This is a genomic window from Telluria sp. GW821-FHT07G12 (genome assembly GCF_059418525.1).
Genome location: NZ_JBWKQA010000005.1, coordinates 225447 through 236785, shown reverse-complemented (window position 1 = coordinate 236785; position 11339 = coordinate 225447). Strand labels below are relative to the sequence as shown.

Sequence of the window (11339 nt, the reverse complement as noted above, 5' to 3'; positions counted from 1 at the left end):
GTCATAAGGCAAGCACATACTCGTGATATGCGCTTATCCAACATCCAGACCGGTACCAAGATCATCGGCGCCTTCGCCGCCGTTTCCGCCGCCATCGCCGTCATCTGCGGCGTCGCCCTGTGGCGCATGCAGGCTGCGGACACGCTGACGAACGACCTGGTCAACAACAAGCTGGCCAGCCAGCAGCTGACCGCCGAGCTGCTCGGCATGGCGCGCCTGAACGGCGTGCGCGCCGGCGCCATCGCGCGCAGCGACAGCCTGGAGGCCGGCGACTATTTCCAGGCCCAGCTGACCGAGGGCGACAAGGAAGAAGCCGCGCTCGAAGCGCGCCTGAAGTCCCTGCCTTCGAGCCAGGACGAGCGCCGGCTGGCCGGCCAGGCAGCGCAGCGCAAGGCCGCTTATGTGGCGGTGCGCAGGCAGGTGTTCCAGGCCAAGGACCTCGGCAAGACCCAGGAAGTCGAACAGCTGGCATCGACCACCATGGCCACCAGCTTCGACGCTTATACGAAAGCGCTGGATGCCTTGCTGGCCTACCAGACCCGCCAGGCGCGCGAAATGGCCGCCGCTTCCGGCAATGCCTCGCTGTTCAGCCGCATGCTGCTGCTGGCAGTGGGCGGCGCCGCGCTGCTGCTGGGCGGCCTGGCCGGCTGGCTGCTCACGCGCAGCATCGTCGCGCCGCTGCAGGATGCCGTGCAGCTGGCCGAACGCGTCGCCCGCGGTGACCTCAGCGCCACCATCCGCCACGCGCGCGGCGACGAGATCGGCCGTCTGTTCGACGCCCTCAACCACATGACCGGCGGCGTCTCGGCCACCGTGGTCAAGGTGCTGGACAGCGCGCGCCTGATCGACGATGCCTCGGCCGACATCGCCGCCGGCAACCGCGACCTCTCGCAGCGCACCGAGCACCAGGCCAGCAGCCTGCACGCCACCGTGCAGTCCATGGTCGAGCTGACCGAAGCCGTCCAGCAGAACCACGTGAACGCCCACGACGCCAGCGAGCTGGCCCTGGCGGCATCCGGGGTGGCGCGTGAAGGGGCGGGCGCGGTCGGGCAGATGGTCGAGCGCATGGCCACGATCCGCCAGTCGGCCGCCAAGATCGGCGACATCACGGCGATGATCGACGGGATCGCCTTCCAGACCAATATCCTGGCCCTGAATGCGGCGGTGGAAGCGGCGCGCGCCGGCGCCGAAGGACGCGGCTTTGCCGTGGTCGCGAACGAGGTGCGCAGCCTGGCCCAGCACTCGGCCTCGGCGGCCAAGGAGATCAAGACCCTGATCGCGGAATCGCTGGGCGCCATCGAATCCGGCGCGGGCATCGCCGGCGCGGCCGGCACCACCATGCGCCAGATCCTCGAGCGCGTGCAGCAGGTGGCCGATCTGCTGGGGGCCATCGATGCCGCCAGCTCCGAGCAGGCCGAGGGCATCGCCCAGGTCCGCCGCACCATCGCCGAGATCGACGAGGCCACCCGCCAGAATGCCGCGATGGTCGAGCAGGCCGCCGCCGCGGCCGAGACCATGCGCGCCCAGGCCGAGCGGCTGACCGGCGTGGTGGCGACCTTCAAGGTTGGGGAAGCACGCAGGCCGGCGCTGTCGCTGCCGGCCTGAGGCACTAAACCGCGGCCAGCGCCCGCGCCAGGTCGGCGCGCTGGTCGTCGACATGCTCGATGCCGACCGACAGCCGGATCAGCCCATCGCCGATGCCCAATGCAGCGCGCTGCTCCGGCGGGATGGTCGCATGGGTCATGATGGCCGGGTGCTCGATCAGGCTTTCCACGCCGCCAAGGCTTTCGGCCAGGGTGAAGACTTCGCAATGCTCGAGGAAGCGCCGCGCGCCGGCCAGGTCGGTATCGAGGTCGATCGAAATGATGCCGCCGTAGCCGTGCATCTGGCGCCGCGCCAGATCGTGCTGGGGGTGCGAAGCCAGGCCGGGGTAGTACACGCGGCTGACCTTGCGCTGGTCTTCCAGCCAGTGCGCCAGCTCCATCGCATTCGACGAGCTGCGTTCCACGCGCAGGGCCAGGGTCTTGATCCCGCGGAGCACCAGGAAGCTGTCGAAGGGCCCCTGGATGGCGCCGACGGCATTCTGGATGAAGCCGAGGCGCTCGCGCAGCGGCTGGTGACGCGCTTCCGCGCCGACCACGGCCACGCCGCCGATGACATCTGAATGGCCATTCATATATTTGGTGGTCGAGTGCACCACGATGTCGATGCCTTGCTCCAGCGGGCGCTGTACGATGGGGCTGGCGAAGGTGTTGTCGCACACGCTGAGGATGCCGCGCTCGCGGCACAGCGCGCCGATGGCGTGCAGGTCGGCCAGCTTCAGCATCGGATTCGTGGGCGTCTCGACCCACACCATCTTCGTTTCCGGACGCAGCGCATTGGCCAGGGCCAGTGGGTCGGTCAGGTCGACGTAGGTGAATTCGTGGCCGGCGCTGTGGCGGCGCACGCGCTCGAACAGGCGGTAGGTGCCGCCGTACATGTCGTCGCCGGCGACGATGTGCGAACCGGCCGGCAGCAGCTCCAGCACCGCGGAGATGGCCGCCAGGCCGGAGGCGAAGGCGAAGGCCGCGCCGCCGCTCTCGATGTCGGCCACGCAGCGCTCCAGCGCCCAGCGGGTCGGGTTGTGCGAGCGGCCGTAGTCCAGGCCCTTGTGCACGCCCGGGCTTTCTTGGGCAAAGGTGGAGGTCGCGTAGATCGGCGGCATCACCGCGCCGGTGGCCGGGTCCGGGGACTGGCCGCCGTGGATGACGCGGGTCGCCAGGTGGCGCTTGGTATCGCTGGTGCTCATTTAAGGGTCCTGCGCAAATGGTTGAGGAGGTCGAAGCGCGTGATCAGCCCGTAGAAGCGGTCGCCTTCCGCGATCACGACGGTCAGGCCGCGGTCGAGGATCTCGCGCAGCTGCTGCATGCTGCCGGATGGCGGCAGGGTCTGCAAGTCCGCGGTCATGGTGCCCGCCACCGGCGCCTGGAAGTGTTCGCGCTCGTCGGTCACGTGCTTCAGGATGTCCGATTCGTCCACCAGCCCGACCAGGCGGCCGCGGTCGATCACGGGCAGCTGGGCCAGGTCGGCGCTGCGCATGCGGTTGAAGGCCGTCAGCAGGGTGTCGGTGGGGGCCACGGTGACGACGTCGCCATCGTCGTAGCGGCGGCCGATCAGGTCGCGCAGGTCGCCCGTGCGCGGACGCTGCAGCAGGCCCTGGTCGACCATCCAGCCATCGCTGTATACCTTGGTCAGGTAGCGCGTGCCGGTGTCGCAGACGAAGGTGACCACGCGCTTGGGCGTACTCTGTTCGCGGCAATAGCGCAGGGCGGCGGCCAGCAGGGTGCCGGTGGAGGAGCCGGCCAGCAGGCCTTCCTGGCGCAGCAGGGTGCGCGCGGTGTTGAAGCTTTCCTCGTCGCCGATGGTGTAGGCGCGGCGCACGCGCGACAGGTCGGCAATCGAGGGAATGAAATCCTCGCCGATGCCCTCGACCGCCCACGAGCCCGTGACCGACGACACCTGCCCGGTGCGCACGTACTCCGCCAGAATCGAGCCCTGCGGATCGGCCAGTACGAATTCCACGTCCGGCTGCACCTTCGCGAAATAGCGCGACAGTCCGGTCAGGGTGCCGGACGAGCCGACGCCGACGACGATGGCGTCCACCTCGTGCTTCATCTGCTCCCAGATCTCGGGGCCGGTGGTGGTCTCGTGGGCCAGCGGGTTGGCCGGGTTGTTGAACTGGTCGGCGAACCAGGCGCCGGGAATCTCGCGCGCCAGCCGCGCCGCATAGTCCTGGTAGTACTCGGGATGGCCCTTGCCGACGTCCGAGCGGGTCAGGTGGATTTCGGCGCCGAGGGCCTTCAGGTGCAGCACCTTTTCGGCCGCCATCTTGTCCGGCACCACCAGCACCACGCGGTAGCCCTTGATACGGGCGACCAGGGCCAGGCCCAGGCCGGTATTGCCGGCGGTGGCTTCGACCACGGTGCCGCCGGGCTTCAGGCGGCCATCCAGCTCCGCCGCTTCGATCATGGCGCGGCCGATGCGGTCCTTGATGGAGCCGCCGGGATTCTGGGATTCGAGTTTGAGAAACAACTGGCAGGGACCGGTATCCATCCGGGTCACCTCGACCAGCGGGGTATTGCCGATCAGCGAAAAAATTGCCGCCGCCGACGCGGGCTGTGGAGCAGGCTGCGAAGCTTTCATGAATGCCTCCGATAGGGCGCAAGGCGGGTGCCGGGCCGTCGATAAAAGGGTGATCTTAGGACGGATTCCGGGCGCCCGGCTTGGGCCATATTAAGCCTTTCGACGCCGCAGCGTCGCAGGATTAGTTGCCGGCTTTCAGGCGCCGCCACAGGGTAGTGCGGCTGATGCCCAGGTGGCGCGCGGCGGCCTCGCGCTGGCCGCCGAAGCGCGCCAGGACTTCGGCCACGCTCGCCTGCGATGACTCTTGCGGTGATGCAAGCATGGCCGGGGCGGGCAGGGCGCCGGCCGGTGCAGTCACGGCCTGGCCCAGCTCCGGCGCCACCCCCAGTAAAAAGGCCGGGGTCAGGGCCTGCAGCGGCTCGGCGGCCAGGAACAGCGCCAGCCGCTCCATCAGGTTGCGCAGCTCGCGCACGTTGCCGGGCCACGCATATGCCTGCAGGATGGGCGCGCAGGCCGCGATCTCGGCGGCGAGATTCGGGTGCGGGCGCGCGTCCAGCGCCGCCATCGCATTCTTCAGCGACCATTCGGCCAGCTGTGGAATATCCGCGCGGCGCTCGCGCAGAGGCGGCAGCACCAGGCGCAGCACCGCCAGGCGGTAGAACAGGTCGGCCCGGAAGCGTCCTTCGCGCACGCGCGCGTCGAGGTTGCAGTGGGTGGCGCTGATCACGCGCACCTCGATCGGCACCGGGCGCGTGCCGCCCACCCGCATCACTTCGCGCTCTTCCAGTACCCGCAAGAGCCGCGTCTGCAAGGCCAGCGGCATTTCGCCGATCTCGTCGAGGAAGAGGGTGCCGCCATTCGCCGCTTCGAATAATCCGGCATGGCCGCCGCGGCGCGCGCCCGTGAACGCGCCTTCCTCGTGCCCGAACAGTTCCGATTCCAGCAGCGATTCGGCGATCGCGCCGCAGTTCACGGCCACGAAGGGCCGGTTGGCGCCCCGGTGCGGGCCCTCGCGATGAATGGCCTGGGCCACCAGCTCCTTGCCGCTGCCGGTTTCGCCCTGGATCAGCACCGTGGCCTTCGAGCGCGCATACAGCACCACGGTCTGGCGCAGCTTTTCCATGGCCGCCGACTCGCCGCGCAGGTCGTTCAGGCCGCGTCGTGCGCGCCGCGGGTCCGGACTGCCGCGCCGTCCGCGCCCCGATTCCAGCCGCGTCAGGCGCGCCATCTCGAGGGCATCGTCGAAGGCCTGGCGGATCGAGGCCGCCGAGTACACGAACACCGCCTTCAGGCCCGCTTCCTCGGCCAGGTCGGTAATCAATCCCGCGCCGACGATCACCTCGATCCCGCCCGCCTTCAGTTCGTCGATGGCGGCGCGCGCATCCTCCTCGGTCACATAGGTGCGCTGGGCGATGGACAGGCCGAAGGTGGCGGTGAATTCGGCCAGCTCCGGCATCGGCTGCTGGTAGCTGATCACCGCGACCCGCGGCGACAGGCGGCGCGCCCGCGCCAGCGCCTGCATCACGTCGCTGCCGCTGGCCTTGGCCACCACCACCGGCACCGACACCCGTCCCTTCAGATAGGCGGCATTCGAACCGGCGGCGATGACGACGTCGCAGTGGTCGGTCGCCATGCGCTCGCGGATGTGGCGCGCGGCCTCGTCGAAGCCCAGGTGCAGGGGCTCGATCTGGGCCAGATGGTCGTATTCGAGGGTGATGTCGCGGAACAGGTCGGACAGGCGGGACACGGAAACGGTCCAGATCACGGGCTTGTCGACGGCGTCGTGCACAGTGCGGGTGGGATGACTCATGTTGCAAGTGTAATGCAGTTTGCACCGCGATGTTTCAGCGTGAAACATCCGAATGGCCGGCAGATTATGTGCCAGCCGTAAGAATCGGGTAAGCACCGGCCCGTAGGATCGCAAGCAGCCTGTACCAAAAAGGCATTATTAGAACTATTGGAGACAACAAAGTGGACCAAGACGTCGTACAACGGGTCAAGAGCGACCCGAATTACCAGAAGCTGGTCAGGACCCGCTCCCGCTACGGCTGGATGCTGACCTGGGCCGTGATGATCGTGTATTACGGCTTCACCTGCCTGAACGCCTTCGACAAGGAATTCATGGGTTCGCGCATCGGCGCGGGCGTGATGTCCTGGGGCGTGCCCCTGGGCCTGTTCGTGATCCTGTTCACGGTGGTCGTCACCGGCATCTACGTGCGCCGCGCCAACAGCGAGTTCGATGCGCTGACCGACGCCATCCAGCGTAACGCCGCCGCCGGCGATTCCGGCACCGGCGCCGCTCCGATCAAACAGAAGGTGCGCGCATGAAGACCACGATTCGTAATATCTCCGCGCTGGCGCTGCTGGCCGCGACCAACGCCGCCATCGCCGCGCCCGACCTGGGCCAGGCCACCAAGCAGGCCACCAACTGGACCGCGATCACGATGTTCGCGGTGTTCGTCATCCTGACCCTGTTCATCACCAAGTGGGCCGCCAAGCGCACCCGCTCGGCCTCCGACTTCTACACCGCGGGCGGCGGCATTACCGGCTTCCAGAACGGTCTCGCCATCGCCGGCGACTTCATGTCGGCCGCATCCTTCCTCGGCATCTCCGCCGCGGTCTTCGCCAACGGCTTCGATGGCCTGATCTACGCGATCGGCTTCCTGGTCGGCTGGCCCGTCATCACCTTCCTGATGGCCGAGCGCCTGCGCAACCTGGGCCGCTTCACTTTCGCCGACGTCGCCGCCTACCGCTTCGCGCAGAAGCCGGTGCGCATGTTCGCCGCTTCCGGCACCCTGGTCACCGTGCTGTTCTACCTGATCGCGCAGATGGTCGGCGCCGGCCAGCTGATCAAGCTGCTGTTCGGCCTGGACTACGGTGTCGCCGTGGTGCTGGTCGGTATCCTGATGATGGTCTACGTGCTGTTCGGCGGCATGACCGCTACCACCTGGGTCCAGATCATCAAGGCCGTGATGCTGCTGGCGGGCGCCTCCTTCATGGCCTTCTCGGTGCTGGCCATGTACAACTTCAGCCCGGAGCAGCTGTTCGCCAAGGCCGTCGAAGTGCACAGCAAGAAGGACTCCATCATGGGCCCGGGTAACTTCATCAAGGACCCGATCTCCGGCATCTCCTTCGGCATGGCGCTGATGTTCGGCACCGCCGGCCTGCCGCACATCCTGATGCGCTTCTTCACCGTCCCGAGCGCCAAGGAAGCGCGCAAGTCGGTGCTGTGGGCCACCACCTGGATCGGCTACTTCTACATCCTGACCTTCATCATCGGCTTCGGCGCGATCGTGCTGGTCGGTACCAACCCGGCCTTCAAGGATGCAGCCGGCAAGCTCCTGGGCGGTAACAATATGGCGGCCGTGCACCTGGCCAGCGCCGTCGGCGGCGACGTCTTCCTCGGCTTCATCTCGGCCGTGGCCTTCGCGACCATCCTGGCGGTGGTGGCCGGCCTGACCCTGTCGGGCGCCTCGGCGGTCTCGCACGACCTCTACGCCACCGTCATCAAGAAGGGCCAGCCGGCCCCGGGCAGCGAACTGCGCGTCTCGAAGATCACTACCATCATCCTCGGCATCATCGCCGTGGCGCTGGGTTATGTGTTCGAGACCGTGAACGTCGCCTTCATGGTGTCGCTGGCCTTCGCCATCGCCGCCTCGGCCAACTTCCCGGTGCTGTTCATGTCCGTCCTGTGGAGCAAGTGCACCACCCGCGGCGCGACCATCGGCGGCTTCCTGGGCCTGATCACGGCGGTTGGCCTGACCGTGCTGTCGAAGTCCGTGTGGGTCGACGTCTTCCACAACAAGACCGAGATCTTCCCCTACACCTCGCCGGCCCTGTTCTCGATGATCGTCGGCTTCGTCGGCGTGTGGCTGTTCTCGGTCACCGACAAGAGCCCGCGCGCTGCGATCGACAAGGCAGGCTTCGAGGCGCAGGAAGTGCGTTCGGAGACCGGTATCGGCGCCGCTGCCGCTTCGGCCCACTGAACCGGTAAATAGCCGTACACTGAACCCGGAGGCCGCAGCGGCCTCCGGGTTTTTTTATTTTTCAGGAGGAGCTTCAGGTGCTGATACCGATACTGGTGGTGCGCGACGTGTCGGAAGCGATCGCGTTCTACACGCGCGTGCTCGACTTCGCGCTCGCGTTTACCTGGCCCGAAGACCAGCCCTTCTATGCGGGGATGCGGCGCGGCGGGGATGAACTGCACCTGAACCTGACGCCGGGGCAAGGCCGCTACGGCCATTGCAGCACGATCGTGCTGTGCGAGGACGTGGATGCCGCGTTCGCGGGCTTCGTCGCCCGCGGGTTCACGCCGCCGGTGCGGCCGGAATCGCCGGTGCACGAAGGTCCGCTCGAGCAGACCTGGGGCACCCGCGAAGTCTATATCGACGACCCCAGCGGCAACACGCTGGTGTTCCAGCAGCGCCGCTGAGCCTTCAAGCCTCAGTCCTTGGCCGGATCCCGGTACTGGAAAGGATCGGTCGGCGTCGGCTGCTTCGGCAGCACGTTGCGCGGCATCGGCGTCTCGCTCTCGGCCGCCTGCAGCAGCACGGTGGCCATGATCACCGCGGCCTGGCGCAGGTCTTCGGTGCGCAGGTGGTCGAAGGTGTCGAGGTTCGAGTGGTGCACGCGCGAGCCGTAGTCCAGCGGATCCTGGATGAACTGGAAGGCGGGCAGGCCCATGCCGGCCATGATCTCGTGGTCGGTGCCGCCGGTCTTCTTGGCCACGACCTTGTCGGCGCCCAGGCTGGAGAAGGGCGCGAGCCAGCTGCGCAGCACCGGCATGGCCGCGAAATTCCCTTCGGCGTAGATGCCGCGGATCTTGCCGGAGCCGTTGTCCAGATTGAAGTAGGCCGCCATCTCGTTATAGCCGGGCAGGGGCGTGATCGGATAGGTCTCCCACATGAATTCCGGCAGTTTGGCATGCGCCGCGTCGCTCGGGCGCGGACGGGTGGCGATGTGCTTCTGGATGTAGGCCAGGGAACCGAGCAGGCCCTGTTCCTCGCCGGTCCACAGCGCAAAGCGGATGGTGCGCTTCGGCTTCACGCCCAGCTGCGCCAGGATGCGCGCCGCTTCCATCACCACCACCGAGCCGGCGCCGTTGTCGGCGGCGCCGTCGCCGGCCACCCAGCTGTCCAGGTGGGCGCCGGCCATCACGTAGCCGGCCTGCGGATCGCTGCCCGGGATCTCGGCCAGCACGTTGTAGGCGTTCATGTCGCCGTCCTCGAAATGCACCTTGTTGTTCATCTCGAGCTTCACTTCGCCGACCTTGGCCAGGCGCGCCAGGCGGCGGTAGTCCTCGGCGGCCATCTCGACTTCCGGCAGCGAAACCGTCTCGCCCTTGCGGTGGAAGTAGCCTTCGCCCTGCACCAGGCCGCCGCCGCGATAGGACATCTTGACCAGAGCTACCGCTCCTTCCGCCGCCATGAAGCGGTCGATCTCGCGCGCCTGCTCGAAGTATTTTTTATACAGGTCGAACGACTGGTCCGGATCGTAGTGCGGCTGGTCGTAGGTCGACAGCTTGCCGAGTTCCGCTTCGTCGTAGCGCTTGAAGGTGGCGGCGGTGTCGTCCTTCGGCGCATCCGGATAGCTGATCAGGACGATCTTGCCGCGGACCTTGCCCTTGTACTGGGCCAGGTCGCGCACGTGGCGCACCGGCGCAACGACGATGGGAGCGCTCAGCGTGCCCTTCGTCGGCGGGGTCCAGGCGACGGGAATCGCGGTCAGCGCCAGCGGGCGCGGCGCGGTCATGCGCACCGACGAGGATTCGATCCACCAGCCGCGGCCGAAGTCGTAGCCTTCGAGGTGGACATTCTGCAGGCCCCAGCCGGTGAACATCTGCTGGGTCCACTTCTCCGCCTGGCGCATGGCCGGCGAGTTGGTCATGCGGCCGCCGATGCGGTCGGTCAGGTGGGCCGCGAGGCTCACGACCTGGCCGCGGTTGTAGCCCTCGTCGGCGATGCGGTTGATGGTGTTGGCATCGACAGCATCCGCGGCGCGGGCGCCGAAGCAGGCCATGACCAGGGTCGCCAGCAGGCTGGCCTTACGAATGTCGCACATAGATCCTCTTGGTGGTTGTTGTTGTCAAAAGAGAACTGCGCTGGCGATTCTACGCTGACGAACTCGGCTATACCAGCGGAACAGGTGCGCTGAACACTGTGCGTTTCATCGTGAAACAATGTTGCAGGATGAAACGCGATACCTGGGCCGGAAAGCTTGCAAGTCCTTGAAAACAGGGCAGGGCGGCGTAGCATGGGGGTTGGCACGGCGTTTGCATTGAGGTGGCCGTACTCCGCTCAATGAATCAATCGAAAGGACAGCACCATGAGTCAACTCTCCGCAGGCGCCAAATTCCGCCTGGCCGTACAGGAAGAACATCCGCTGCAGGTGATCGGCGCGATTAACGCCAACCACGCCCTGCTGGCCAAGCGCGCCGGTTACCGCGCGATCTACCTGTCGGGCGGCGGCGTGGCCGCGGGTTCGCTGGGCCTGCCGGACCTCGGCATCTCGGGCCTGGAAGACGTGCTGATCGACGTGCGCCGCATCACCGACGTCTGCGACCTGCCGCTGCTGGTCGACATCGACACCGGCTTCGGCTCCTCCGCCTTCAACGTCGCGCGCACCGTGCGCTCGCTGATCAAGGCCGGCGCCGGCGCCTGCCACATCGAAGACCAGGTCGGCGCCAAGCGCTGCGGCCACCGTCCGGGCAAGGAAATCGTCAGCCAGGGCGAAATGGTCGACCGCGTGAAAGCCGCTGTCGACGCCCGTACCGACGATAACTTCGTGATCATGGCACGCACCGACGCGCTGGCCGTCGAGGGACTCGACAAGGCCGTGGAACGTGCGGTCGCCTGCGTCGAAGCCGGCGCCGACATGATCTTCCCGGAAGCGATCACCAGCCTCGAGATGTATGCCCAGTTCAAGAAGGCCGTGAAGGTGCCGATCCTGGCCAACATCACCGAGTTCGGCGCGACCCCGCTGTTCAGCGTCGAAGAGCTGAAGGGCGCCGACGTCGACATCGTGCTCTACCCGCTGTCCGCCTTCCGCGCCATGAACAAGGCCGCCGAGAACGTGTACGAGGCGATCCGCCGCGACGGCCACCAGAAGAACGTGGTCGACACCATGCAGACCCGCGCCGAACTCTACGACCGCATCGACTACCATAGCTTCGAGCAGAAGCTGGATGCGCTGTTTGCCCAGAACAAAGCCAAATAATT

At 67.1% G+C, this 11339-nt stretch carries 9 protein-coding genes; 5 read left to right on the top strand and 4 right to left on the bottom strand.

The window, feature by feature from the left end:
• The first annotated feature begins 27 nt into the window (after positions 1–27).
• Positions 28–1605, top strand: coding sequence for a methyl-accepting chemotaxis protein (locus tag AC07PE_RS19660; protein WP_498767551.1), 1578 nt, complete (start codon positions 28–30; stop codon positions 1603–1605).
• A 4-nt stretch (positions 1606–1609) separates the two neighbouring features.
• Here AC07PE_RS19660 and AC07PE_RS19655 read toward each other — a convergent pair whose 3' ends face one another.
• The 3 genes from AC07PE_RS19655 to prpR form a co-directional block, all read right to left on the bottom strand.
• Positions 1610–2788, bottom strand: coding sequence for a trans-sulfuration enzyme family protein (locus tag AC07PE_RS19655; protein WP_498767549.1), 1179 nt, complete (start codon positions 2786–2788; stop codon positions 1610–1612).
• On the bottom strand, positions 2785–4182 hold the full coding sequence (locus AC07PE_RS19650) for a pyridoxal-phosphate dependent enzyme (RefSeq protein ID WP_498767547.1): 1398 nt from the start codon (positions 4180–4182) through the stop codon (positions 2785–2787). The genes AC07PE_RS19655 and AC07PE_RS19650 overlap by 4 nt, the downstream gene beginning before the upstream one ends.
• Before the next feature lie 121 nt (positions 4183–4303).
• The gene (gene prpR, locus AC07PE_RS19645; RefSeq protein ID WP_498767545.1) at positions 4304–5932 is read right to left on the bottom strand and encodes a propionate catabolism operon regulatory protein PrpR; all 1629 of its coding nucleotides are present in this window, start codon (positions 5930–5932) and stop codon (positions 4304–4306) included.
• Positions 5933–6093: 161 nt separating this feature from the next.
• Here prpR and AC07PE_RS19640 point away from each other — a divergent pair, with 161 nt between their 5' ends.
• From AC07PE_RS19640 to AC07PE_RS19630, 3 genes are all read left to right on the top strand, one after another.
• Positions 6094–6450, top strand: a complete 357-nt coding sequence (locus AC07PE_RS19640) for a DUF485 domain-containing protein (protein ID WP_498767543.1) — start codon at positions 6094–6096, stop codon at positions 6448–6450.
• Positions 6447–8108: a cation acetate symporter gene (locus AC07PE_RS19635; protein ID WP_498767541.1), complete on the top strand. Its 1662-nt coding sequence runs from the start codon at positions 6447–6449 to the stop codon at positions 8106–8108. Before AC07PE_RS19640 ends, AC07PE_RS19635 begins: the two co-directional genes overlap by 4 nt.
• Positions 8109–8185: 77 nt before the next feature.
• Entirely contained in the window at positions 8186–8554 is a 369-nt protein-coding gene (locus AC07PE_RS19630) for a VOC family protein (RefSeq protein WP_498767539.1), read from the top strand.
• An 11-nt stretch (positions 8555–8565) separates the two neighbouring features.
• Here AC07PE_RS19630 and AC07PE_RS19625 read toward each other — a convergent pair whose 3' ends face one another.
• Positions 8566–10182, bottom strand: coding sequence for a M20/M25/M40 family metallo-hydrolase (locus AC07PE_RS19625; RefSeq protein ID WP_498767537.1), 1617 nt, complete (start codon positions 10180–10182; stop codon positions 8566–8568).
• 264 nt (positions 10183–10446) lie between these two features.
• On the opposite strand from AC07PE_RS19625, the gene prpB reads away from it, so the two are divergent.
• Positions 10447–11337, top strand: coding sequence for a methylisocitrate lyase (gene prpB, locus AC07PE_RS19620; protein WP_498767535.1), 891 nt, complete (start codon positions 10447–10449; stop codon positions 11335–11337).
• Positions 11338–11339: the final 2 nt, after the last annotated feature.

Coding starts and splice junctions, on each gene's coding strand:
- AC07PE_RS19660 (WP_498767551.1), top strand. CDS start 28: ATGCGCTTATCCAACATCCAGACCGGTACCAAGATCATCGGCGCCTTC.
- AC07PE_RS19655 (WP_498767549.1), bottom strand. CDS start 2,788: ATGAGCACCAGCGATACCAAGCGCCACCTGGCGACCCGCGTCATCCAC.
- AC07PE_RS19650 (WP_498767547.1), bottom strand. CDS start 4,182: ATGAAAGCTTCGCAGCCTGCTCCACAGCCCGCGTCGGCGGCGGCAATT.
- prpR (WP_498767545.1), bottom strand. CDS start 5,932: ATGAGTCATCCCACCCGCACTGTGCACGACGCCGTCGACAAGCCCGTG.
- AC07PE_RS19635 (WP_498767541.1), top strand. CDS start 6,447: ATGAAGACCACGATTCGTAATATCTCCGCGCTGGCGCTGCTGGCCGCG.
- AC07PE_RS19625 (WP_498767537.1), bottom strand. CDS start 10,182: ATGTGCGACATTCGTAAGGCCAGCCTGCTGGCGACCCTGGTCATGGCC.
- prpB (WP_498767535.1), top strand. CDS start 10,447: ATGAGTCAACTCTCCGCAGGCGCCAAATTCCGCCTGGCCGTACAGGAA.